General features: G+C 61.5%; 25 protein-coding genes and 1 tRNA gene. 15 read left to right on the top strand and 11 right to left on the bottom strand.

What is annotated here, in order from left to right:
* Positions 1-10: 10 nt before the first annotated feature.
* Positions 11-808 carry an SDR family oxidoreductase gene (locus HXX25_RS00920; protein ID WP_187166623.1) on the top strand — a complete coding sequence of 266 codons (798 nt, stop codon included), beginning with the start codon at positions 11-13 and terminating at the stop codon, positions 806-808.
* Here HXX25_RS00920 and pgeF read toward each other — a convergent pair.
* The 6 genes from pgeF to HXX25_RS00890 form a co-directional block, all read right to left on the bottom strand.
* Positions 805-1,566: a peptidoglycan editing factor PgeF gene (gene pgeF / locus HXX25_RS00915; protein WP_187166622.1), complete on the bottom strand. Its 762-nt coding sequence runs from the start codon at positions 1,564-1,566 to the stop codon at positions 805-807. The two genes, HXX25_RS00920 and pgeF, sit on opposite strands and share 4 nt — an antisense overlap.
* A complete protein-coding gene (locus HXX25_RS00910) occupies positions 1,560-2,990 on the bottom strand; it encodes a protein adenylyltransferase SelO family protein (RefSeq protein ID WP_187166620.1) in 1,431 nt (476 codons plus the stop codon). The genes pgeF and HXX25_RS00910 overlap by 7 nt, the downstream gene beginning before the upstream one ends.
* Positions 2,987-3,910: an alpha/beta hydrolase gene (locus HXX25_RS00905; protein WP_187166618.1), complete on the bottom strand. Its 924-nt coding sequence runs from the start codon at positions 3,908-3,910 to the stop codon at positions 2,987-2,989. Before HXX25_RS00905 ends, HXX25_RS00910 begins: the two co-directional genes overlap by 4 nt.
* A gap of 85 nt (positions 3,911-3,995) precedes the next feature.
* Complete coding sequence (locus HXX25_RS00900) at positions 3,996-4,220, bottom strand: hypothetical protein (protein WP_187166616.1); 225 nt, start codon at positions 4,218-4,220, stop codon at positions 3,996-3,998.
* A 134-nt stretch (positions 4,221-4,354) separates the two neighbouring features.
* The gene (locus HXX25_RS00895; RefSeq protein WP_187166614.1) at positions 4,355-4,939 is read right to left on the bottom strand and encodes a DUF924 family protein; all 585 of its coding nucleotides are present in this window, start codon (positions 4,937-4,939) and stop codon (positions 4,355-4,357) included.
* 471 nt (positions 4,940-5,410) lie between these two features.
* Positions 5,411-5,495, bottom strand: a tRNA-Leu gene (locus HXX25_RS00890).
* A gap of 102 nt (positions 5,496-5,597) precedes the next feature.
* On the opposite strand from HXX25_RS00890, the gene HXX25_RS00885 reads away from it, so the two are divergent.
* The gene (locus HXX25_RS00885; protein ID WP_187166613.1) at positions 5,598-6,236 is read left to right on the top strand and encodes an exopolysaccharide biosynthesis protein; all 639 of its coding nucleotides are present in this window, start codon (positions 5,598-5,600) and stop codon (positions 6,234-6,236) included.
* On the opposite strand, the gene HXX25_RS00880 is transcribed toward HXX25_RS00885, so the two are convergent.
* The gene (locus tag HXX25_RS00880; RefSeq protein WP_187166611.1) at positions 6,226-6,585 is read right to left on the bottom strand and encodes a hypothetical protein; all 360 of its coding nucleotides are present in this window, start codon (positions 6,583-6,585) and stop codon (positions 6,226-6,228) included. The genes HXX25_RS00885 and HXX25_RS00880 overlap by 11 nt on opposite strands.
* Here HXX25_RS00880 and HXX25_RS00875 point away from each other — a divergent pair.
* The gene (locus HXX25_RS00875) at positions 6,584-7,186 is read left to right on the top strand and encodes a disulfide bond formation protein B (RefSeq protein ID WP_187166609.1); all 603 of its coding nucleotides are present in this window, start codon (positions 6,584-6,586) and stop codon (positions 7,184-7,186) included. The two genes, HXX25_RS00880 and HXX25_RS00875, sit on opposite strands and share 2 nt — an antisense overlap.
* Positions 7,183-7,749 (top strand): demethoxyubiquinone hydroxylase family protein, encoded by a 567-nt coding sequence (locus tag HXX25_RS00870; protein ID WP_187166607.1) that lies wholly within the window; start codon positions 7,183-7,185, stop codon positions 7,747-7,749. Before HXX25_RS00875 ends, HXX25_RS00870 begins: the two co-directional genes overlap by 4 nt.
* Before the next feature lie 54 nt (positions 7,750-7,803).
* Here the strand turns inward: HXX25_RS00870 and HXX25_RS00865 are convergent, their stop codons facing one another.
* Both HXX25_RS00865 and HXX25_RS00860 read right to left on the bottom strand, forming a co-directional pair.
* Positions 7,804-8,367 carry an HNH endonuclease gene (locus HXX25_RS00865; RefSeq protein WP_187166605.1) on the bottom strand — a complete coding sequence of 188 codons (564 nt, stop codon included), beginning with the start codon at positions 8,365-8,367 and terminating at the stop codon, positions 7,804-7,806.
* Between the two features lie 187 nt (positions 8,368-8,554).
* Positions 8,555-9,214, bottom strand: a complete 660-nt coding sequence (locus tag HXX25_RS00860) for an alpha/beta hydrolase (protein ID WP_187166603.1) — start codon at positions 9,212-9,214, stop codon at positions 8,555-8,557.
* A 65-nt stretch (positions 9,215-9,279) separates the two neighbouring features.
* Here HXX25_RS00860 and gluQRS point away from each other — a divergent pair, with 65 nt between their 5' ends.
* The 4 genes from gluQRS (at position 9,280) to HXX25_RS00840 (ending at position 12,492) form a co-directional block, all read left to right on the top strand.
* Positions 9,280-10,155 carry a tRNA glutamyl-Q(34) synthetase GluQRS gene (gluQRS, locus tag HXX25_RS00855; RefSeq protein ID WP_187166601.1) on the top strand — a complete coding sequence of 292 codons (876 nt, stop codon included), beginning with the start codon at positions 9,280-9,282 and terminating at the stop codon, positions 10,153-10,155.
* 48 nt (positions 10,156-10,203) lie between these two features.
* Complete coding sequence (locus tag HXX25_RS00850; protein ID WP_187166600.1) at positions 10,204-11,136, top strand: DMT family transporter; 933 nt, start codon at positions 10,204-10,206, stop codon at positions 11,134-11,136.
* Positions 11,137-11,146: 10 nt separating this feature from the next.
* A complete protein-coding gene (locus HXX25_RS00845; protein ID WP_187166598.1) occupies positions 11,147-12,223 on the top strand; it encodes a Rieske 2Fe-2S domain-containing protein in 1,077 nt (358 codons plus the stop codon).
* Positions 12,224-12,285: 62 nt separating this feature from the next.
* Positions 12,286-12,492 (top strand): twin transmembrane helix small protein, encoded by a 207-nt coding sequence (locus HXX25_RS00840; RefSeq protein ID WP_187166597.1) that lies wholly within the window; start codon positions 12,286-12,288, stop codon positions 12,490-12,492.
* 3 nt (positions 12,493-12,495) lie between these two features.
* On the opposite strand, the gene HXX25_RS00835 is transcribed toward HXX25_RS00840, so the two are convergent.
* Positions 12,496-13,563 carry a serine hydrolase gene (locus HXX25_RS00835; RefSeq protein ID WP_187166595.1) on the bottom strand — a complete coding sequence of 356 codons (1,068 nt, stop codon included), beginning with the start codon at positions 13,561-13,563 and terminating at the stop codon, positions 12,496-12,498.
* A gap of 90 nt (positions 13,564-13,653) precedes the next feature.
* On the opposite strand from HXX25_RS00835, the gene HXX25_RS00830 reads away from it, so the two are divergent.
* The 4 genes from HXX25_RS00830 to HXX25_RS00815 all read left to right on the top strand — a co-directional run bounded on the left by HXX25_RS00830 (position 13,654) and on the right by HXX25_RS00815 (position 16,819).
* Positions 13,654-14,229 carry a cob(I)yrinic acid a,c-diamide adenosyltransferase gene (locus tag HXX25_RS00830; RefSeq protein WP_187166593.1) on the top strand — a complete coding sequence of 192 codons (576 nt, stop codon included), beginning with the start codon at positions 13,654-13,656 and terminating at the stop codon, positions 14,227-14,229.
* A 120-nt stretch (positions 14,230-14,349) separates the two neighbouring features.
* Complete coding sequence (locus HXX25_RS00825) at positions 14,350-14,946, top strand: YceI family protein (protein WP_187166591.1); 597 nt, start codon at positions 14,350-14,352, stop codon at positions 14,944-14,946.
* A 181-nt stretch (positions 14,947-15,127) separates the two neighbouring features.
* Positions 15,128-15,877 carry an electron transfer flavoprotein subunit beta/FixA family protein gene (locus tag HXX25_RS00820; RefSeq protein ID WP_187166589.1) on the top strand — a complete coding sequence of 250 codons (750 nt, stop codon included), beginning with the start codon at positions 15,128-15,130 and terminating at the stop codon, positions 15,875-15,877.
* The gene (locus HXX25_RS00815) at positions 15,878-16,819 is read left to right on the top strand and encodes an electron transfer flavoprotein subunit alpha/FixB family protein (protein ID WP_187166587.1); all 942 of its coding nucleotides are present in this window, start codon (positions 15,878-15,880) and stop codon (positions 16,817-16,819) included.
* A gap of 56 nt (positions 16,820-16,875) precedes the next feature.
* Here the strand turns inward: HXX25_RS00815 and HXX25_RS00810 are convergent, their stop codons facing one another.
* Complete coding sequence (locus tag HXX25_RS00810; RefSeq protein WP_187166586.1) at positions 16,876-17,460, bottom strand: TlpA disulfide reductase family protein; 585 nt, start codon at positions 17,458-17,460, stop codon at positions 16,876-16,878.
* A gap of 28 nt (positions 17,461-17,488) precedes the next feature.
* On the opposite strand from HXX25_RS00810, the gene argH reads away from it, so the two are divergent.
* From argH to HXX25_RS00795, 3 genes are all read left to right on the top strand, one after another.
* Positions 17,489-18,904, top strand: a complete 1,416-nt coding sequence (gene argH, locus HXX25_RS00805; RefSeq protein ID WP_187166584.1) for an argininosuccinate lyase — start codon at positions 17,489-17,491, stop codon at positions 18,902-18,904.
* The gene (locus HXX25_RS00800) at positions 18,901-19,029 is read left to right on the top strand and encodes a lipoprotein (protein ID WP_187166582.1); all 129 of its coding nucleotides are present in this window, start codon (positions 18,901-18,903) and stop codon (positions 19,027-19,029) included. The genes argH and HXX25_RS00800 overlap by 4 nt, the downstream gene beginning before the upstream one ends.
* Positions 19,030-19,091: 62 nt before the next feature.
* The gene (locus HXX25_RS00795; RefSeq protein ID WP_187166581.1) at positions 19,092-21,632 is read left to right on the top strand and encodes a DUF4175 domain-containing protein; all 2,541 of its coding nucleotides are present in this window, start codon (positions 19,092-19,094) and stop codon (positions 21,630-21,632) included.
* Positions 21,633-21,634 lie beyond the last annotated feature (2 nt).

Here is a 21,634-nt window from a genome sequence, read left to right as displayed (position 1 = left end):
GGAGAGACACATGGATTTTGCAAACAAGGTCGCCATCGTCACGGGCGGAGCCGGCGGCATGGTGCCCGCCGCCGCGCGCGAGTTTCATAAGCGCGGTGCGCGGGTGGCCTGCTGCGATCTGGACGGCGTGGCAGCGGATGCGGTCGCCAGGGAGTGCGGCGGGTTTGGAAAGCGCGTGAATGTCGCCGATGAGGGCGAAATGGCGGTCTTTATCGCCGAGGTCGAGCGCGATTTGGGCCCGGTCGATATTTTCTACGCCAATGCGGGGGTCGGCTATACGGACGGCCCGGTCGGCGGCGCCGCCGGTGCGCCCAATTCAAATTGGGAGAAAGCCTGGCAGATCAATGTCATGCACGGCGTCTATGCGGCGCGCCATGTTCTGCCTGGTATGACGAAGAGCGGCTCCGGGGCCTTCCTGATTACCGCGTCGGCCGCCGGCCTGCTCGCGCAGATCGGCGATGCCGCCTATTCCGCCACCAAGGCCGCAGCCATCTCGGTCGCGGAAAGCATCGCCATCAGTCACGGTGATGACGGCATTCAGGCCCATGCTGTCTGTCCGCAATATGTGAAAACCAACATGACCAAGGATCTGCCCGAAGTGATGACATCGGTGGATGGCATGATCACCGCAGAAGACGCCGCGCGGACGATTGCCGATGGTGTCGAGAAGAATGACTTCCTCATCCTTACCCATCCGGTGGTCGCCGATCACTTCGCCAAGAAGGCGGGTGACCGCAATCGCTGGCTCGGTGGCATGCGCAAGCTGCGCCGTATGCTGATGGAGATGAATGGCGGGCGGGTGGTTTAGGCCAACCCGATCACACCCGCCTGACCGCCGAAGGGGCCGCCTTTTGCGCGGCGGCAGGAGAAGAGGCTGTCATCAGCAAAGGTGCAGGCGTCGGACATCCAGATCGCGTCCCGTAACACACCCGCCTCGATCAGTTGCCGCCGGACCGCGCCTGCATTGTCCAGTCTGCCGCCGCCTTCGGCATCGCGTGGGCCGATGAGGCCTTCGGTATCGCCCAACAGGGAGCCGAATTGTTCAATCACTTCCGGTCCAACGCGGTAATGCGCCGGGCTGATGGACGGGCCGATGGCGGCCTTCACTCTGTTGGTGTGGGTGCCATAGGCATCGTGCATGGCCATCAGCGTTGCCTTTGCAATATCCTGCACCGTACCGCGCCAGCCGGAATGAACCGCGGCGATGGCGCGATTGTCCGAGTCAAACAGGAGCAACGGCACGCAATCCGCCGTCTGAACGGCGAGGCCGATGCCCGGCACATTCGTCATCATGGCGTCGCCTTCCCCGGCGGCGCCATCGGCGGGCGGCGAATCGATACGCATAACCGCATTGCCATGGACCTGCCGGGCGAAGACCAGGGATTTGAGCCCCAGAGCGGCTTTGACGCGGGCGCGGTTTTCTTCCACCGCGCCATCGGCTTCACCGTCTCGTCGGGACAGGTTGAGGCTTTCAAATGCGCCGGTGGAGACGCCGCCCAGCCGCGTGGTGAAGGCGTGGACCAGACCGTCCTGTTTCAGATTCGGTGCGGTGATGAGACCTACCATTGACCGCCCTCCTCCGGCAGAAAACCGATCCGGCCGCGGCCCAGATCATAGCCGGCCCGTGCCTGTGCAATTTCGTCCAGCAGGCCGTGCAGCGTTGACCAGTCATCGCGCTCATGGATGGGCGCAAAGGCGGACTCCATGGTCTCGATCGTCATGTGGACCGGGTTTTCGCGCGTGAAATAGACATGCCCCAGACGCTCCGGGCGGACGGGCGTGTGATCCGCGAACAGATCGCCAAAGGCCTCATATTCCGGCCCGGAATAGTCGCGGGCAGCCGCCTTGATGCGCCCGGGATCATTGGTGAAATGATCAAAGAAGACCACCTCGAACGGTAACTGGCTGGCCAACAGGAAGGCGAGAAATGCCTTGACCATTTCCTCGGAATTCTCCTGCGCCGCCACGCCCAGCCGCGCGCAAAAGGCGGCCGTCATTTCGCGGGTATAGGTGTCCGGGAAGGTGTTGAGCACATCTATAATCTGGTCCTTGTCGCCGACCGACAGCACCGCGACGGCGAGCTGTTGCAGCGCCCAGAAGACGGCTTCGGGCTGGCGCGCATAGGCGTAGAGCCCGTTCTCGTCGAAATAGGCCGCGGTAAAGCCGGGCTTGTAGGTCGGCAAAAACCGCCATGGCCCGTAGTCGAAACTCTCGCCGGTGACATTGAGATTATCGGTATTGAGGACGCCATGGACAAATCCCGCCGCCATCCATTGGGCGGCCAGACGGGCCGACGCCGCGCACACCGCTGCGAGGAATTGCGTGGTCTTTTCCGGACCTTCAAGGCCGGACAGGTCAGGATAATAGCTGGCAATGGCATGATCGATCAGGGCCTCGATCCGGTCGGGCGCGCCTTCATGGGCATGGCGCTGGAAGGTGCCGAACCGGACATGGGAATGTTGAAGCCGCGTCAGAACCGCGCCACGCGCCGGTGACGGCTCGTCATGCCGAGCCAGCTGGTCGCCGGTTTCAAACACACAAAACGCTTTCGAGGAATAGACGCCCAGTGCTTCAAGCATTTCCGCGGCGAGAATTTCCCGCACCGCGCCTTTCAGCGTCAGGCGGCCATCGCCGGTGCGCGACCACGGCGTCTGGCCGGATCCCTTGGTGCCGAAGTCCAGCAAGCGCCCCGCCGGATCGCGCATCTGGGCATAGAGAAAGCCGCGCCCATCGCCGATCTGCGGATTATAGTGCCGGAATTGATGGCCGTGATAGCGCATGGCGAGCGGTGCATGAGGATAGCCGTCCGGCCGGTCAAAGCGGCCGAAATGATCCGCGATCTGCTCCGGGCTCAGTTCGCCCAGACCGATCTCTTCTGCCCAGCGCTTGTTCCACCAGCGCAGCCGGAGGTCGGAGAAATCTGCCGGCTCGACCGCGTCGGCGAAATCCGGCCCCAGCAGGGCAAAGGCCGATTGCGGCGTAAAACTCATGTCGAGAGCCCGGCTTTCAGCGCCTCGGCCGCCAGCCGCACCTGCTTGTCCGCGCCAATGGCCACACGCGTCATGTTGAAAAAGCCGTGCGGGAGGCCTTTTGAAAGATGATAGCTGACCTTCACACCGGCGGCCTGCATCCGGTCGCGATAGGCTTGCCCCTCATCAAATAGCGGGTCGAGCTCGGCGGCAGCAATATGGGCCGGTGGCAAGCCGGTCAGATCAGCTTCGAACAGTGGTGACGTGCGCGGATCCATAGGATCGGTTTCGCCGCAATAAGTGTCGCGGATCCAGTCCAGCGCATTGGCCGACAGCATATGGCCTTCCAGCATTTTCGGCTTGATCTTGCGGGTCTCGGCCAGTTGCAGCAGCGGATAGATCAGGAGCTGGAAGCGGATGCGGCCGCGGCGGGCCTGCGCAATGGCGGCGGCGAGGCCTCCGCCGGCAGAATCTCCGGCGACGGCGAGGCGTTCGGGATCGGCTCCCAGCTCATCCGCGCCGTCTCCGGCGGCCCAGTCAAAAGCCGCCAGACAATCCTCATAGGCAGCCGGGAAAGGGCATTCAGGTGCCAGACGGTAATCAATGGCCAGCAGACGGCACTCCGATTGCGCGGCAAGCCTCTGGGCCATGCGGTGATGGCTCTCCAGATCGCCGAAGACATAGCCTCCGCCATGGAAAAAGACGGTCAGCGGGGCCGGGGCTTTGGAGGTTTCCGGCACATAGAGGCGGGCCGCAATGTCTCCGGCCGGCCCGGATATTCTGAGGTCGCGGACTTCGGCGACGTCCGGCGGTGATGTCTCCATGACCGGAACAAGTTTGCGCAAGGCCGCCCGTCCATTACGGGCGCTGGTTCCGGGGGCGAAGGGATCGCTCAGCCCGGCGCGGGAGATCAGATCAGACCAGTTGAATGACTTTGCCATGCGCAGGAATTAAGCGCGGCGGGCCGGATGTGCAATGCGGCACCGCCGATTCTTTCCTTCCCATCAGGAGGAGGGAAAATCCGGCTTAATGCAGGGTGACTTCGCTATCGCGTTCGATCCGGCCTGCCAGCGCATCCTCCACGACCGATTTCAACGCCCGCCAGGCCTCGGCGCGCTGATCATCCCCGGCCTCTTCCATCTCGCCGACGGCGAGGTCGGCATAGCCCAGCGCCTTGGCGCCGTGGCGGTCAACCAGCAGGAAGGCGAGGGAGAGCATGTCGGCGGGGGTGATGCGGCTAGCGATATTCATGGTTTTATCCGGCTCCGGAATTGGAATTGGCTTTTCACCACGCAAGGCGTGCGCCAATCCTGAATCGATTTCAGAGACGTATTTTCAATAACTTGGCTGAATGGCGGATGACCGGAAACGGGCCAGCTTTGCCGTCAGGTCTTTTCTGCCGGACGTTTCGTGCCGGGTGCATAGCCACCGCCATCCAGATAGGCGCGTTCGTCGGGCGTGGACGTGCGGCCCAGCGCTTCATTGCGATAGGGGAAGCGACCGAACTTGGCGATCACATCGCGGTGCATCCGGGCATGGTGGAGGTTGGTATTACCCTCCGGCATGCGGGTGGCAAAAAGCTCGATGGTTTTTTCCTGATCGGCCAGGTCCTCGGAATGCATGAAAGGCACGTAGACGAAGGACCGCCGCGCTTCCGGCAATTCCATGTCAAAGCCCTTATCAATCATCGCCTGTGCGATCTCGCGGGCCTTGGCGTCGAAGGCGAACGCCTTGCCCGAGCCGCGCCAGACATTACGGGTGAACTGATCGAAAAGGAGGATAAGCGCCAGCCCACCCTCGGCGGTCTCCATCCAGGGATGATCGCCGTCCTTTACCCGCCTGGCCTCGGACTCGATGGCGCTGGCGAACTGACGGCGGATCTTCGCGTCGAATTCCGGTGTGGAGACGAAGTGGAGCTTCGGATCTGTGTCCTCGAACCAGAAGCGGAGAATGTCGGCGGGTTGCGTCATGGAATGAAGTCTAAGGTGCCCTGCGGACGAGGCAATAGCGCGAAATGCCGAAGCTCGCGTCCAAGCACACTGATTTACAAGCGCCAACGCCCCAGCCTTGAGCCCGTTTCATGTGAGCACGGCCCGCAGCGTAAGCGGAGCAGACAAGCGCCCGGGCCGCGCGCAGCGGAAACAATAAAAAGCTACGAAGGACGAGGCCAAGCACCGTCGTCGTCAAACCCTGTCCCCGTCTTGCTCCGGTTTAACCGGAGCATCTCGAACGAAAGGCGACGATTATCGAGATCCTCCGATCAAGTCGGAGGAAGACGGATGGTGTATTTTTGGAGGTGCTGAGCCCCAACCCATACGAACCCGTAGGGTTCGCAAGCGCGACCGCGCGCCCGCAGCTTTAGCGAGGATCGACCGAGCGGAGGCGAGGGAGGATCAACATGAATGGCTTGCCCAGCCGAAGCTCGCGCAGCGAGCGAAGGCTGGTGCCCCTGGCCCGAATCGAACGGGCACTTCCGAAGAAACCGGATTTTGAATCCGGCGCGTCTACCAGTTCCGCCACAGGGGCAATCCCGAGCAGGTGGCGGAAACTGCCTTCACTTGCGGCGAAATTCAATAGCGGCGCGCTGAGGGCTCGCATTGGAATGCAGATCGACTTATGAGGAAGCGCATGAGCGACGCGCACATTCCGAATTCTGACGTTCCCGAAGGTCTTGTGGCCCGTCTCGTCCATATTGGCGAGGCCGCGCCGGATGAGGGGCTGTCGCTTGGCGATTTCATGGAAGCTCTGGGCGAGCGCGCCTTCGGCATCTTGCTGTTTGCCTTTGCCATTCCGGTCTGCATTCCCTTTCTCTACGGCATTCCGCAAGTGCTCTCCCTGCCGATGATGGCGCTGGCCTTCCAGATGGCAGCGGGACGCGGGGAACCCTGGGTGCCGGTGAAATTCCGCGCACGGCGGATGGAGAAGCGCGGCCTTGAGAAAATGGGCCGCCAGGCGAAACGCTGGTTCGGCTGGATCGAGGCGATTGCGCGCCCGCGCCTGCTCTTTCTTTCCGGCCCCATCGGCGAGCGGATTGTCGGCAGCATATTCTGCCTGTTCTGCGCGTCGATCCTCGTGCCCCTGCCCCTGACCAATTCAACGCCGGGCATTGCGGTGGCCATCGCCTCGCTGGGCCTGATCACGCGGGACGGGCTCCTGATCCTTGCCGGTCTGGTACTCGGCCTGGTCTGGATCACGATACTGGTCGTCGGCGGTCCGGCCCTGATCTATGCGCTGATCGAGTGGGGTCGCAGCGCAGTCAGCAATTAGTCCACTGTGGACAAATAGCGATGGCAATGTGATTGGCCCGACCCGCAGTCGAAAGCCTGCGCCCAAATAGCCCGGTTCTGATCGAAAATACGTTCACGAAGATCCTGCCGTCCTTTTGGATGTCGTTAAAACCAACACCTTTATGGCGACTGGAAACGATAAGCTCGGAAACGCTGTCACTCATCCCGTATCGTGAGAAATCGCCGTTTGGCTCGATTTCGATAAAGTATGCTTCCGCGCCATTTCTGGCGTTTGCTTCCGACAATATACGGGCGGTATACGTTCCGCCGATATCGTAATCGTCCGACCGTAAAGTATAGACTCGGTCTTTCTGGCTCAAATAACCCATGTGGGGCGATCTCGGTATTGTGATCTGGGATTGCACCCTGCGGCTGAATGCGCGCTTTGCCAAGGCGCGGCGTGAGACTAAACTTCATCTCATGAAAACGCTTATGACCTGCCTGACCGCCCAGCGTTGGCCGTTTCTTGCCGCGATTGCCTCCGCACTCATCCTCGGCGGCGCGTATTTCTTCCAGTATGTGCTGGGCTATGACCCGTGCGCACTCTGCTATGATCAGCGCCACATCCATCAGGCCGTGATCGGCGTCGGTCTGATTGGCGGTCTGGCGCTGACGCAAAAGCCGGTTCAACCCTATGCCATGTGGATCTGCCTGATTATCGGCGCGATCTTTGTCTATTCGGCCGGCTTTGCCTTCTGGCATGCCGGGATCGAATATGACTGGTGGGAGGGTCCGTCGACCTGCACCGCCGGGGCGAATGTCAATCTGTCGACGGCCGACCTCCTTTCCGTGCTCGATGGTGGCGGACCAGTGGTACTCTGCGATGAGGCGGCCTGGACGCTGCTGGGCATCTCCATGGCCGGGTATAATGCGCTGATGTCCGCCGGGCTGGCGATTGCCTCTGTCTTTATCGGGATCAAGCGCCGATGAGCCGCGCCCCTCGCCCGCCCCTGCCCGGCCGCAAGGCCGATGAAACCCGAATCGCCGAGATGATCCGCGTCGATCATGCCGGGGAGTACGGCGCAGTCGCAATCTATGAAGGCCAGCTGGCGGTGTTCGGCAAAATTCCGTCCAAGGTGCGCATTGCCAACCAGCTGCGCCATATGGCGGAAGACGAGCAGGCGCATCTTGACGCGTTTGACGGCTTTATCCGCACGCGCGGTGTCCGCCCGACGGCACTGATGCCGGTCTGGAAGATTGCCGGACGCACGCTGGGCGTCGCCACGGCGCTGATGGGCGAGAAAGCCGCCCACGCCTGCACCGAGGCGGTCGAGACCGTGATTGAAGGCCATTACACCGACCAGATTGCCGAGCTGGAAGTCTCCGGCGAAACCGATCTGGCCAAGACCTTCACAACCTTCCGCGACGAGGAAGTTGCGCACAAAAACCTCGCCGTTGATGAGGGCGCGAAAGAGGCGTTCGGCTATCCGCTGCTGTCACGCCTGATCGAGGCCGGCTGCCGCACGGCGATTGGCCTCACGACCAAGATCTGATTTTTTTGCCGCGTTTTCGAACCGCAAAACCGGCATTCACTTTTGCTGAAAACGCTACCGTTCCAGCTCGCTGTCCCAGTAGAGATAATCCAGCCAGCTGGCGTGGAGGTATTTCGGCGGGAAGCGGCGGCCCTGCGCCTGCAATTGATGCATATTCGGGCGGATCGGCTTTGGCTGGTTCATGCCGGCCTGCCGGGGTGTGCGTCCACCCTTTTTGAGATTGCAGGGCGAACAGGCCGCGACGATATTCTCCCATGAGGTATCGCCGCCCTGCGAACGCGGCACGACGTGATCGAAGGTCAGGTCATCAACCTTGTCGCGGCCGCAATAGACGCAGCTGAAACCGTCGCGCAGCCAGACATTATAGCGGGTAAAGGCCGGGGCGCGGTTGTGGGTGACGTATTCATGCAGCGCCACCACGGATGGGGCGTGCATTTCCATGGACGGTGAATGGATCAGATCGTCATAATTGGAAACGACGGTGACGCGTTCGAGGAAGACATTTTTCACGGCCTCCTGCCAGCTCCAGATGGAGAGCGGCCAATAGGATAAAGGCTGATAATCGGCGTTCAGAACGAGACAGGGCCAGCCCGACGGGGCTTTATCAAGCACTTGCATGACGCCCTCCCGAATCCAGAGTGGGGCCATGGCCATGCATATGCCGATCAAAAGTCCTGAACACACACCTCCCGGTCCGGTCAACCGGCGGGATTCCCAGCGAATCACGCCGATGTCCGTCTCTGGTCATTTATACCGCGATTAGCGTAACACGCCTATGACACAGGCGTTAACCCTTTCGCCGGATTCAGGCATAGGCACCGGAAAAGACCTTGCCGAGAAAGCGGCCGCCGATTTCCAGCCCGTCCGGTCCGATGCCATGCGGAATGCCCGGCGATATATGCCACTGACAGGACGCACCGGCCTCGCACAGGCCCTGCGCGGCATCGAACATCATGCCCAGCGGCAGAACGTCGTCCCGGTCGCCGTGAATGAGTTGAATCGGCGGGCGCGACCGGATCTGTTCGTTAAGTGTCATGCGGCTGGGCATGGCCCCGGAATAACCCAGAATTCCGGCCAGCGACGGCGCGCGCCGCAGGCCGCAGTGCAGGGACATCATCGTGCCTTGAGAAAAGCCGATCAGCGCCACATCCCCCGGGGTCAGGCCATAGCGGGCGATTTCCTGGTCAATGAAGGCATCGAGAACCGGCGCAGCGGATTCCACCCCGCGGTTGGTCTCTTGCGGATCGAGCCGCGTGATCGGAAACCACTGATAACCATTGGGCGCGCCCGGCACAGGCTGGGGCGCGTTGGGCGCCACAAACTGCACATCCGGCAAGTCGCGCGCCCATTGTCCGGCAAGACCGATCAGGTCCTCACCATTGGCCCCATAGCCATGCACCAGAATGGCGAGCTTGCGCGGGCGCTGCCCGTTGGCGGGCGGTTGTCGTGGTCCATCAATCATCATGGCGCGGACTATAGGGCGCGAATTGAGGACTTGAAGCGGGCAAGCGCAGGCGCGAAACAGGTGCCATGACGGATTTCATCACCCGCTTTGCGCCCTCGCCCACCGGGCAACTGCATCTGGGCCATGCCTTCTCGACGCTGACCGCGTTCGAGACCGCGCAAAAAGCCGACGGGCGCTTTCTTCTGCGAATCGAGGATATCGACACGATCCGCTGCCAACCGGAATTCGAACAGGGCATCTACGACGATCTGGAATGGCTGGGGCTGGCGTGGGAAACACCCGTCCGGCGGCAGTCGGAGCATTTCGATGAATACCGCGCCGGACTGGAGCGGCTGATGGCGATGGGCGTCGTCTATCGCTGTTTCAAGACGCGCAAGGAAATCCTCGAGGATATCGGCCGCGCACCGCATCATCCCGGCGAGGGCCCCGAAGGCATCATCTATCCCGGACCTGCCGAGCCGCTGAGCGCGGACGAGGAAGCAGAGAAGATTGCCACCGGTGAGCCTTATGCGTGGCGGTTGTCCATGACGGCCGCGCAGGCGCGGCTGGGAGATCTGTCTCGCCTGACCTTTCAGGAGATTGGCGAGGGACCAAATGGCGAAACGGGTGTTTGTCGTATCCAGCCGGAGCTGATCGGCGATGCCATTCTGGCGCGCAAGGATATCGGCACCAGCTATCATCTCGCCGTCACGCTCGATGATGCGAAACAGGACATCAGTCATGTCATTCGCGGGCAGGATCTGTTCTTTGCCACGACCATGCACCGGATATTACAGGCTTTGCTGGACCTGCCCGTGCCGGTCTATCAGCATCACCGGCTGCTGACGGGGGACGAAGGCGAACGCTTCACCAAGCGCGACAGGTCGGAAACGCTGGCCGCGATGCGCGCGGCGGGCGCAAACGCCGCTGACATTCGACGGCAGCTTGGCTTCGATTGGTGATTTCCCTTTGCCCGCAAGGGGTATATGCGGAATTTCCATGGAGGGGGCATGAGCGAACCAAACGACAAATCCGCGCTGATCGGCCTTCTGGTGTTAATCATGGGGGCTGTCGCCATCGGTATGGCTGCGCCTCTGGTGAAGCTGTCCGAGCTGGGCCCGCAGACGGTCGGCTTCTGGCGCATGGCGCTGGCCATCCCCTTCGCCTTTTTGTGGATGCAGTTTGACCGCGATCCGCCGCGCAAGCCGGAGACGCCCGCGGGCTGGAAGCGCTGGCTTTATCTGGCGCTGCCCGGTCTCCTGTTTTCTGGCGATCTCGCCTTCTGGCACGCCGGGATCAAGATCACGAGTGTGGCCAATGCGACCTTCCTTGCCAATCTGCAACCGGTCTTTGTGGTGCTGGCGGCCTGGCTGATTTTCAAGGAAAAGATCACAAAACAATTCATGTTTGCCGCCGGTCTCGCGGTCGCGGGTGCTGCGCTTTTGTCAGCGGGCAACATCACGGTCGCGCCGGAGCGCTGGCCGGGCGATGTGCTCTCCATGGCCACCGCCGTCTGGTATGCCGCCTATATCCTCGCCGTGCGGCAGGCCCGGCGCTTTGCCTCGACCGGGACGGTGATCTTTTTCACCGTCGCCGTTTCTGCACCGATCCTCGGGCTGACGGCTCTGGGGTTTGGCGAGACCATCCTTCCGGGATCGCTCACCGACTGGCTTGTGCTGATCGGGCTGGCGGTCGGCGTGCAGATCATTGGTCAGGGCGGCGTGGCCTTCGGGCTGGGCCGGGTTCCGGCACCTGTGGCCTCCATCATCATCCTGATCCAGCCGGTTGTCGCGTCGATTGCCGGCTGGCTGATGTTCGGCGAAGCCTTCGCCCCGATCCAGTATGCCGGAGCGGCGCTGGTGATGGCCGGCGTCTGGTGGGTGCAGCGCAAATCGCGGACTGCGGCATCTCGCGGCTTGGCGAAACCGCCTCCGGGCGGCTAGAGACAGAACCATGACAAACGCAACCGCCAAAGACGACGTCTTCCTGCGCGACCTCTGGTATTTTGGAATCGTCGGCAGCGAGATTAAACCCGGACAGATGATCCAGAAGGAACGCCTGGGTGAGCTGGTCCTGTTTGGCCGCACCCATGACGGACAGGCCTTCGCGATGACGGATATCTGTCCGCACCGGGCGATCCTTTTGTCCGGCGGCGAAATGGTCAAAACCGAGACCGGCACGCAGGTGCAATGCCCCTATCATGGCTGGCGCTTCCGCCCGGATGGCCAGTGCGCCAACATTCCCTCGCTGACGGCGGATCAGACCGAGGGCATGGATATTTCGAAGATAAAGGCGCGCACCTATCCCGTGCACGAAAGCTATGGCGTGATCTGGATCTGGTTCGGCTATGATGCGGAGGCCGCGCCCTGCCTCGATCCGCCGACGCTCGATATTCCCGGCGATTCAAAAATCCGCATGCATGATGAGTGCGATTTCAACTGCGATATGGATGCGGCCGTCATAAGCCTGATGGACCCGGCCCATATCCCCTATATCCATAACCAGTCCTGGTGGCGCACGCCGAAAACCATGCATGAAAAGGCCAAGACGTTCGGCCCGATCGAGCGCGGCTTTTCCATGCTGCCGCACAAGCCGTCCTCCAACTCCTTCATCTACAAGCTCTTCGGCACCGACATCACGACCGAGATCACGCTGGAATTACCGGGCCTGCGGCCGGAATACATGAAGGCCGGCGACAAGCATGTCACCACGGTGACGATTGTGACGCCGGTGAATGCGGCCAAGACCATCATCTCGGTCATTCTCTACTGGAATCATCCTGCGGTCAGCTTCGTCCCGAAATGGCTGATCCGCCGGGGCATGCATATCTTCATGGAACAGGATTCAGCGGCCGTGGATTCGCAAGCCATCGGCATGTCCTATGATCCGCCACAAATGTTCATCCATGACAGCGACATACCGGCGAAATGGTATCTGGCGCTACGGCGGAACTGGGAGAAACACCGGAAAGAGGGCACGGACTTCGTCAATCCGGTGAAAAAACCGACCACATTGCGGTGGCGGAGCTAGGCACCAAAGGTGCGACAATCCGTGATTGGACCATCGGCCCCGCCGGGCCTATGTGAGGCGTCATGATTATATTTCTCAACATCCTGATTGTCGTGGCGATGCTGGCCGTGCTGGTGACGCTGTTTCTGGGCTTCTTCAACATGGCCCGCGGCGGCGAAGGTGCCTCGGCACGGTCGAACATATTGATGCGCTACCGGGTCGGCATCCAGTTTGTCGCCATTATGCTGATGGTTGTCGGCTTCATGATCAAACAGTCGATGGCCGGCTAACCCTTAGTCCGGCGCGAGCCCGGTCAGCACACTGCGGATGCGCGGCGCGACCTCGTCAATGCGTCCTTCATTGACGCCTGCAACCGCGATACGGCCTTCATCCGGCCAGATCACCGCTTGTACGAACCACATCGTATTCGAACCGGCATGGCGCAGCGATCCATCTGCACCCATGCCCCACCCCATCGCATAGTCGGCACCGTCCGGCGGCGTGAGCAGGGTCTGCCAGCTTTCCGGGGACAGATAATCACTTTCTTCGCCGCGCGCGCCAGCCATGACCAGACGCAGGAAAACGGCATAGTCAGGCATCGACATGTGGACGCGCCCCGCCGGGTTCATCGCCGGCGGATTATCCGCGCCGGCATCCGTGCCGACCGGCGTCAGACGGCCCCAACCGGTCCGGTGGCCCTGAGGCTGATCGCCTTGCGGCGGACCGAAACCCGCACTGTCGAGGTCCAGCTCATCAAACAATTCGGTCTGGATGAGGCTTTCCCAGCTTTCGCCGGTGACGTCTTCCAGCATCATCGCGGCGGCGACATAACCGGCATTTGAATAGAGAAATTCACCGCCTTCATTTGCCGGGTTGCGGAGCAATTCCCGCAGATAGGGATGGCGGTCGGCCTGCGGGTCGCGATCCCCCAGAATACCGGCCAGTGCCAGAGACGTCAGCCGGCCCGCATTGGCCTGCATGCCTGAGCGGTGATGCAGAAGGTCCGCGAGTGTGGCGTTGGCCAGGACAGGATCAATCCGGTCAAATCTGTCCCCCAGCGTCTCGCCCAGCGTCGTGTCCCAGCCGATCAGCCCGCGCTCGACCAGCCGGGCGGCCAGAACGGCTGTCATTGCCTTGGTGTTGGAGCCCAGATGCCAGGCATCCGAAAGGTCGATACGCGCCTCGTCCGTCGACTGGCGCAGACCGGCCACCGATGTCAGCTGTATATCGCCATCAATCATCATCACCACGGCCCCTGGAGATCCGGCGTCCACCAGACCATCGGCCAGCGCCTGAACGTCCTGACGCGCCAGTGCGGCAGATGAAAATGCGAATAGGAGAGCGAGTGCTGCGCGAACCATGAAATCTTCCCCGGCGTCTATCCTGTCTTGAAAGCCCAGTCTGCCTGCTCCAGTTTGAGGGGCAAGCGGAACAACAAGGACGCGAATCCCATGGTGCGGCTGACCAAGATCTACACGAAGACCGGCGATCAGGGCCGGACGCGTCTGGGCGATATGTCCGAAGTCGACAAGACCGACATCCGGGTCGAGGCCTATGGCAGCGTCGACGAAGCCAATGCCGTCATTGGCGTGGCCCGCCGGGCCGTCGAGGATGAAGCCATCGATGCCCTGCTGGCGCGGATCCAGAACGAGATGTTCGATCTCGGGGCGGATCTGTGCGTGCCCGATACGGGCGAAGATCCCGGTTTCGAACCGCTTCGCATGACGGCCAAGCAGGTCGAGGCGCTGGAAGCCGCGATCGATGCGTGGAACGGGAAGCTTGACCCCCTCGACAGCTTCATCCTGCCAGCCGGTAGCGAAGCCTCAGCGCGTCTGCATCTCGCCCGGACTGTCTGCCGCAGGGCTGAACGACGGACGGTCGCCCTGCAACAGGTGGATGCCCGTCTGAATCCGGAGACCGTGCGTTATCTCAACCGGCTGTCGGATCTGCTGTTCGTGCTCGCCCGCATTGCCAATGATGAGGGCCGCGCCGATGTAAAGTGGGTGCCGGGTGCCTCCCGCGATTAATTCCGCAGCGGAAACAGTCATATGTATACAGGCCGGTTTGTCGCAATCTCTGCCCGGTCTATATCCCTCTCCATTGCGGCGTGATGCCGCAGCTTGATTCACCAGACAGGGAGCCTCCCCATGAAATTCCTGACCGCCACCGCCGTCGCCGCCCTTGCCGCCGCGACAGCCTTCGCCGACCCGGTCGCCTATGAGTTTGACCGCGGCCATACCGAGATTTCCGCCAGCTGGAACCACCTCGGCTATTCCACGCAATCCATCCAGTTCACCGATTATGAAGGCACGCTGTTGCTGGATTTCGACAATCCGGAAAATTCAACGGTCGATGTGACCTTCAACCTGATTGACGGCTTCTGGGTCGGTGGCAATCATGAGCGCTTTGTCGGACACCTGAACTCGGCAGACCTGTTCAACACGGTCGAGTTTCCGACCGCGCAATTTGTTGCCACCGGTTTTGAAACCGAAGACGGCGTGACCGGAACGATGACGGGCGAACTCACCCTTCTGGGTCAGACCCATGAGGTCGTGCTGGACGTGACACTCAATCAACGGGCCCCGCACCCGTTCGATGCGACGGTCATGGTTGCCGGTTTTGATGCCACGGGCGTGATCGAGCGCTCGCAATGGGGCCTGGGCTATGCCTCGCCGAATGTGTCGGAAGAGGTCACCATCTCGATTTCGACCGAATTGCGCGCACCGAACCCTGACGCCGAATAAGTGACGTTGACGTCACTCTGAATGAAAGGCCGGACCTCGCGTCCGGCCTTTTTACATGCGGCATTGTGCGGTGCCGCACAGCCGTTGACTTCCGCGGTAGGCAAATGCAGTTTCGCGCCCTATTTCGATAACCAGTGGATTGATGCGGGACGGCTTGTTCCGCGCAGACCGGGGAAGCTCCATGAAAATACTCGTGCCCGTCAAACGGGTGGTCGATTACAATGTGAAAGTCCGCGTCAAGCCGGACCAGAGCGGCGTCGACCTCGCCAATGTCAAAATGTCGATGAACCCTTTCTGCGAGATCGCGGTGGAAGAAGCCGTTCGCATGAAGGAAAAAGGCGGCATTGACGAAATCATCGTTGTCTCGATCGGGCCTCAACAGGCGCAGGAAACCATCCGCACCGCGCTGGCCATGGGTGCCGACCGCGGCATCCTGATCCAGACCGATGACGCCGTCGAACCGCTGGCCGTAGCCAAGCTTCTCGCCAAGGTGGTCGAGGAAGAAGGCCCGGAACTGGTGATCCTCGGCAAGCAGGCCATTGATGACGATTCGAACCAGACCGGACAGATGCTGGGCGCGCTTCTCGACTGGCCGCAGGCGACCTTCGCTTCGGAAGTGGCTATCGCCAATGGCAAGGCCAATGTGACCCGCGAGATTGATGGCGGACTGCAGACCATCTCGGTTGAAATGCCGGCCATCATCACCACCGATCTGCGCCTGAACGAGCCGCGCTATGCGTCCCTGCCGAATATCATGAAGGCCAAACGCAAGCCGATCGATGCGAAGACGCCGGGCGATTTCGGCGTTGATATCGCACCACGACTGAAAGTCCTGAAAGTGTCCGAACCGCCGAAACGCGAAGCGGGCATCAAGGTCGAGAGCGTGGCCGAACTGGTCGACAAGCTGAAAAACAAGGAAGGGGTGATCTAGATGGCTATTCTTCTTATTGCCGAACACGACAACACCTCCCTGAACGACGCCACGCGCGCCGCCGTCACCGCGGCCAAGGCAATTGGCGGCGATATCGACGTTCTTGTGGCCGGTTCCGGTGCGGGCGACATCGCCAAGATTGTTGCCGGTATCGAGGGCGTCTCCAAAGTGCTCCATGCCGATGGCGAGGTCTTTGCCAAGCCGACTGCAGAAGCGATGGAAGCCCTCGTCCTGCCGCTGATGGACAAATATGATGTGATGATGGCGGTGGCCTCGACCATGGGCAAAAACTTTTCGCCCCGGATCGCGGCCAAGCTGGACGTGATGCAGATTTCCGAAATTTCGGCGGTTGAAAGCGCAGACACATTCGTGCGCCCGATCTATGCGGGTAATGCGATGATGACAGTCCAATCGACCGATGCGAAAAAAGTCATCACCGTTCGTCCGACCACGTTCGAGAAGGCAGGCGATGGCGGCTCGGCCAGCGTCGAGACCATTGGTGCGCCATCCGGCCCGTTCAAGTCGGAATTCGTGTCCGAGGAATTGTCCAAGTCGGATCGTCCGGAACTGACTGCAGCGAAGATCGTCATTTCGGGCGGACGCGGCATGCAGTCCGGCGATAATTTCGTGCTTCTGGACAAGATCGCCGACCAGCTGAATGCCGCTGTCGGAGCCTCACGCGCGGCCGTCGATGCGGGCTATGTGCCGAATGATTACCAGGTGGGACAAACCGGCAAGGTCGTTGCCCCGGAGCTCTACATCGCCGTCGGTATATCCGGTGCCATTCAGCACCTCGCCGGCATGAAGGATTCCAAGATCATCGTGGCTATCAACAAGGACGAAGAAGCGCCGATTTTTTCGGTAGCGGATTACGGTCTGGTCGCAGACCTCTTCAATGCCTTGCCGGAACTGGAAGCCGAGCTGACGAAAGCTGGCCTCTAGCCGCTCCAGCGTCTGTGAAAATGAAGAGCCCCGGAGCGACGCTCCGGGGCTTTTTATTATCCCAGTCTTATCGCCGCCTCGATCAGGGCATGTGCGTCTTCGCTATTCCATTCGGCATCACGGGGCATGCGGCCCATCTCGACGCCATTGCGATTGTAGATAATCGACATCGGCAAGCCACGAGCACCGACGGCGGTCGGACCGGCGAAGGAATTGTCATGATAGATTGGCAGGTGTTCGAGGCCGGTCTCCTCGAAGAAGACTTCGGCCTCCTCGATCCGCCGGTCGGCGCTGATCGTCACCACCTGGAAGTCCTCGCCGCCATAGCGGGCCTGCAATGCGTCGAGTGCCGGCATTTCCACCACGCAGGGGGCGCACCAGGTCGCCCAGTAATTGACCAGAATCACCTGACCTTCAAAATCGGCCAAAGTCCGTTCAACGCCGTCCGGATCAATGAAGGTATGGCTGGGCCGCGGTGGCGCATCATCCAGCGAGACGAATGCCGACATCTCGCCTTCGGCATGGCTCGCCAAGCCGGTTGGCGCCGGGCCCTGCATTCCGGAAAACAGCACATAGGCAATTGCCGCCAGCAATATGACCGTGCATGTGATAATCCCGATTTTGACAGGCGAGACATTCATCGCAGAAACCTTTTGACTGGGACCGGCCATGACGGACGGAAAGACGAATAAATCAAACGCGCTCTGGGGCGGCCGGTTTTCCGGTTCCCCGTCGGAGATCATGGAAGCCATCAATGCCTCGATCGATATCGATCAGCGCATGGCGTTCGAGGACATTGCCGGTTCCATTGCTCACGCTCGAATGTTGGCCGCAACGGGCATCATTTCAAGCGATGATGCGACGAAAATCGAGAATGGGCTGAATCAGATCCGTGGCGAGATCGAGCGCGGCGAGATGAAATGGTCGGCAGCACTTGAGGATGTTCACATGAATATCGAGGCGCGGCTGAAGGATATCATCGGCGAACCGGCGGGCCGTTTGCATACGGCACGCTCGCGGAATGACCAGGTCGCCACCGATTTCCGGCTCTGGCTGCGAGCGGCCTGTGACCGGGCTGATGCTCTCATCACGGCCTATCAGACCGCCCTCGTGGCGCAGGCCGCAGCGCACACCGATACGGTCATGCCGGGCTTTACGCATTTGCAGACGGCGCAACCGGTCAGCCTTGGACATCATCTTCTGTGCTGGGTTGAAGCGGCCGAACGCGACCGCGCACGCTTCCAGGACGCTCGTAAACGCCTCAATGAAAGCCCGCTGGGATGCGCGGCGCTGGCCGGCACGGCGTTTCCCATCGATCGTCATCAGACCGCCGAGGCGCTCGGATTTGACCGTCCGATGGCCAACTCGCTGGATGGCGTTGCAACCCGCGACTTCGCGATGGAATTCCTGTCGGCGTCGACGATCTGCGCTGTGAATCTCTCCCGGTTTGCCGAAGAGATTGTCCTATGGACCTCACGCCGGTTCGGATTTGCGCAATTGTCCGACGCCTGGTCGACCGGATCGTCGATCATGCCGCAAAAGCGTAACCCCGACGCCGCCGAGCTGGTGCGGGCCAAGCCGGGCCGGATTGCCGGGGCGTTGCAGACACTGATCATCGTGGTGAAGGGGCTGCCCCTCGCCTATTCCAAGGACTTGCAGGAGGACAAGGCGCCGGTGTTTCAGGCGATGGACGATCTGGAGCTCGCGCTCGGTGCCATGGCCGGTATGGCGTCTGACCTGACCTTCAACACCACCAACATGGCCGAGGCCGCTGGCGAAGCCTATTCGGACGCTACTGATCTCGCGGACTATGTTGTGCGCGAACTGGGCAAGCCCTTCCGTGAGGCACATCATATCGCCGGGTCGATGGTCAAGCTGGCGGAAAGCCGGAATGTGCCACTCGCGGGTCTGTCGCTGGACGACATGCAAACCGTCGAGCCCGGTCTGACTGATGCCGTATTTTCGGTTCTGTCGGCCCGTGCCTCCATGGAAAGCCGGACCAGCTATGGCGGAACGGCGCCCGTACGCGTAAAAGAGCAGGTGACACTCTGGCAGAACCGTCTCCGCGAAAGGCAGGCATCATGAAAAAACTGGTAACGCTCATCGTGATCATCGGCGGGCTGGTTGTGTCCGGTTGTGGCCTGCGGGGCGATCTGGAACGCCCGCCGCCGGCTTGGGGCAATCCGCAACAATCCGAACCCGCCGGGTAGCTCACAAATAAGTAATGCAGGTGCCGCTAGGCGCGCCTGTCTGACGTGATAGTTTCGCCGTCATGAAACTCTGGCCCTTGATACAGGCACGTCTTGCGCTGCTTTGGGAACGACTGGCCCCGGCCCTCTGGCCGGCGGCGCTGCTGATCGGGCTCTATGCAGGCATTTCCATTTTCGGTATCTGGGACCGTCTCGGTGATCCCTGGCGGGCCCTGACCTATGCGGCGGTCGTCGGCGTCTCGCTGTGGCTGGGCTGGCGTCGCTGGCGCGAAATCGACTGGCCGGATAGCGAAGACGCCGCGCGTCGGGTTGAAACCGATTCCGGTATTTCCGCCCGTCCACATGAAGCGTTATCGGATCGTCCTGCAGGCACTTCCCCGGAAGCACAATCCGTCTGGCAGGCGCACCAGCGCCGCATGGCCGAACGCCTCAAGGGCGCGAAAGCACGGCGTCCGCAAGCCGCATGGGCGCGCGTGGACAGCTGGGGCCTGCGGGGCGGCGTCATTGTTCTGATCGCGGCGGCCTGGATGGTCTCCGGAGATCTGGCCAGGGGCCGCCTCTTTGAAAGCTTCGGATTTGCGCCCGTCTATCGCGGCGTGGAAACGGCGCAGGTCGATGCCTGGCTTAATCCGCCCGCCTATACCGGCCTTGCACCGATCTTCTTTCAGGATGAACAGACCGAGGCGGAGGCACCGGAGGGATCCGAGCTTGTTATCCGGACCGCCGGTGTGCGACGCGCCCCGAATGTCCGCAATGGCAATGATCGCGCCGAAAACCGGTCCATTGGTGACGGCGTCTGGCAAAGCCATCTGGTCATTGAATCAGATGCGGTTGTGACCCTGCGGGCCGGCCGGGAGCGAGCGGCCTATCGCATCAATGCCCTCGCCGATACTGCACCGGATGTCGAGATCGTCACCGCGCCGGAAGCCAATGTTGAAGGCGAGCTCAGTCTCGAATTCACGGTGGAAGATGATTATGGCGCAACGGACTTCCGCATCGAATTCCGGCCGGAAGACGATAGCAGCGCCGAATGGTCGGTGATTGACGTCGATCCTGCCGATCTGACCCGCGGCGAAGATGGCTATCGTGCCACCGTATCGACGGCCCAGCATGTGCTGGCCGGATCGCGCGTTGATCTGCGGATCGCCGCGCTGGATGGCGGCGGTAATACCGGCCTGTCGCCGGAAATCGCCCTGACGCTGCCCGCGCGCGTTTTCCTCGACCCGCTCGCGCGGGCCGTCTCAGAACAACGCCGGATCGTCATTGGTTCCTCGCAAGACTATGCGCCGCTCCCCGAACGCGACCCGATGTATCTGGACGACCTTCAGGCTTTGCCGCCTTTCCAGGGGGATGAGCCGGAGCGCCGCATCGAACGCGCACCGGAAAGCCTGCAAGACGTGGCACTGGCGCTGGACGCCATTACCGATGCGCCGGAATTTTTCTTTGAAGACCCGATTGTCTATCTCGGCCTGCGCCGTGAATTGCACAGCCTGCGCCGCGCCCGAGAATACAATGAAATCGGCCCCATTGAAGCCAATCTCTGGCAGATCGCCTTGCGGGCCGAGCTGGGCTCTCTGGCAGATGCCGAGCGGGCGCTGCGCGCGGCTGAACGCGCGCTGATGGAAGCACTGGCGCGAGGTGCCGACGAAACCGAACTGGCACCTTTGTTCGAGGCCTATCAGCAGGCCATGGATAATTACATGGCTGCGCTGGCCCGCGAAGCGGCCGAAGACGGGCGGGTCGCCGAGGGTGGCGGACCGCAAATCAATACGGACGATCTTCAGGGCTTGCTGGATGCCTTGCGCGATGCTGCAGAACTTGGCGATACAGCCAGCGCCCGCGAAGCTCTGGCCGCGCTCGGCGAAATGCTGCGCAATATGGAGTTGACGCTGCAACAGGGTGAAGGCGATGGCGAGCCAACCGACGAGATCAGCCAGGCCATGCGCGATGCGCTGGAGGAGCTGGGCGATGTGATCGGCGAGCAGCGCCAATTGCAGGACGAGACCTTCGAGCAGGCCGAAGGCGGTCCGCAAGGCCAGAGCCAGGGTCAAAGTCAGGGTCAGCAGGGCAGCGAGAGTCAGGGCCAGCAATCGGGTCAAAGTGGCAGCCAGAACGGACAGACGGGTGCCGGTTCGGAAGGCGCGCAAGCGCTGGCTGAATCGCAAGGATCGCTGGCGGATCGTCTGGAATCGCTCGCTCAGGCCCTGCCGGGTGAAAGTGGCGAGACGTTTGGCGAAGCGGCCGAAGCCATGCGCCGGGCCGAGGAAGCGCTGGCCGATGGTGATGCTCAGGGCGCTGTTGGCGAGCAGGCGCAAGCCCTGCAAGCACTGCGTGATGGCGCGGAACGTCTGGCACAGGGCCTTCTGGAGCGAGCTCAGGATGCCACGCAAGCCGGGGCGGAAGGTGAAGATACCGATCCGCTCGGACGTCCGCAGGATTCCGGTGGATTCTCCAACGGGTCAGGTGTGGATATCCCCGACGAGGCAGAACGCCTCAGGGCGCGGGAAATTCTGGATGAATTGCGGGAACGTGCAGCTGAACAGGGCCTTGATCAGGACGAGCTGGACTATATCGAGCGCTTGCTGGACCGCTTCGGCTCCTGATC

The organism is Hyphobacterium sp. CCMP332, from assembly GCF_014323565.1.
Classification (GTDB): Bacteria; Pseudomonadota; Alphaproteobacteria; order Caulobacterales; family Maricaulaceae; genus Hyphobacterium.
Note: the sequence above shows the minus strand (reverse complement) of the source record. Positions and strands in the feature narration are given on the sequence as shown.

Bases quoted from the DNA above. Each gene is read 5' to 3' on its own strand.
- HXX25_RS00920 (WP_187166623.1), top strand. From the start codon at position 11: ATGGATTTTGCAAACAAGGTCGCCATCGTCACGGGCGGAGCCGGCGGC.
- pgeF (WP_187166622.1), bottom strand. From the start codon at position 1,566: ATGGTAGGTCTCATCACCGCACCGAATCTGAAACAGGACGGTCTGGTC.
- HXX25_RS00910 (WP_187166620.1), bottom strand. From the start codon at position 2,990: ATGAGTTTTACGCCGCAATCGGCCTTTGCCCTGCTGGGGCCGGATTTC.
- HXX25_RS00905 (WP_187166618.1), bottom strand. From the start codon at position 3,910: ATGGCAAAGTCATTCAACTGGTCTGATCTGATCTCCCGCGCCGGGCTG.
- HXX25_RS00900 (WP_187166616.1), bottom strand. From the start codon at position 4,220: ATGAATATCGCTAGCCGCATCACCCCCGCCGACATGCTCTCCCTCGCC.
- HXX25_RS00895 (WP_187166614.1), bottom strand. From the start codon at position 4,939: ATGACGCAACCCGCCGACATTCTCCGCTTCTGGTTCGAGGACACAGAT.
- HXX25_RS00885 (WP_187166613.1), top strand. From the start codon at position 5,598: ATGAGCGACGCGCACATTCCGAATTCTGACGTTCCCGAAGGTCTTGTG.
- HXX25_RS00875 (WP_187166609.1), top strand. From the start codon at position 6,584: ATGTGGGGCGATCTCGGTATTGTGATCTGGGATTGCACCCTGCGGCTG.
- HXX25_RS00880 (WP_187166611.1), bottom strand. From the start codon at position 6,585: ATGGGTTATTTGAGCCAGAAAGACCGAGTCTATACTTTACGGTCGGAC.
- HXX25_RS00870 (WP_187166607.1), top strand. From the start codon at position 7,183: ATGAGCCGCGCCCCTCGCCCGCCCCTGCCCGGCCGCAAGGCCGATGAA.
- HXX25_RS00865 (WP_187166605.1), bottom strand. From the start codon at position 8,367: ATGCAAGTGCTTGATAAAGCCCCGTCGGGCTGGCCCTGTCTCGTTCTG.
- HXX25_RS00860 (WP_187166603.1), bottom strand. From the start codon at position 9,214: ATGATGATTGATGGACCACGACAACCGCCCGCCAACGGGCAGCGCCCG.
- gluQRS (WP_187166601.1), top strand. From the start codon at position 9,280: ATGACGGATTTCATCACCCGCTTTGCGCCCTCGCCCACCGGGCAACTG.
- HXX25_RS00850 (WP_187166600.1), top strand. From the start codon at position 10,204: ATGAGCGAACCAAACGACAAATCCGCGCTGATCGGCCTTCTGGTGTTA.
- HXX25_RS00845 (WP_187166598.1), top strand. From the start codon at position 11,147: ATGACAAACGCAACCGCCAAAGACGACGTCTTCCTGCGCGACCTCTGG.
- HXX25_RS00840 (WP_187166597.1), top strand. From the start codon at position 12,286: ATGATTATATTTCTCAACATCCTGATTGTCGTGGCGATGCTGGCCGTG.
- HXX25_RS00835 (WP_187166595.1), bottom strand. From the start codon at position 13,563: ATGGTTCGCGCAGCACTCGCTCTCCTATTCGCATTTTCATCTGCCGCA.
- HXX25_RS00830 (WP_187166593.1), top strand. From the start codon at position 13,654: ATGGTGCGGCTGACCAAGATCTACACGAAGACCGGCGATCAGGGCCGG.
- HXX25_RS00825 (WP_187166591.1), top strand. From the start codon at position 14,350: ATGAAATTCCTGACCGCCACCGCCGTCGCCGCCCTTGCCGCCGCGACA.
- HXX25_RS00820 (WP_187166589.1), top strand. From the start codon at position 15,128: ATGAAAATACTCGTGCCCGTCAAACGGGTGGTCGATTACAATGTGAAA.
- HXX25_RS00815 (WP_187166587.1), top strand. From the start codon at position 15,878: ATGGCTATTCTTCTTATTGCCGAACACGACAACACCTCCCTGAACGAC.
- HXX25_RS00810 (WP_187166586.1), bottom strand. From the start codon at position 17,460: ATGAATGTCTCGCCTGTCAAAATCGGGATTATCACATGCACGGTCATA.
- argH (WP_187166584.1), top strand. From the start codon at position 17,489: ATGACGGACGGAAAGACGAATAAATCAAACGCGCTCTGGGGCGGCCGG.
- HXX25_RS00800 (WP_187166582.1), top strand. From the start codon at position 18,901: ATGAAAAAACTGGTAACGCTCATCGTGATCATCGGCGGGCTGGTTGTG.
- HXX25_RS00795 (WP_187166581.1), top strand. From the start codon at position 19,092: ATGAAACTCTGGCCCTTGATACAGGCACGTCTTGCGCTGCTTTGGGAA.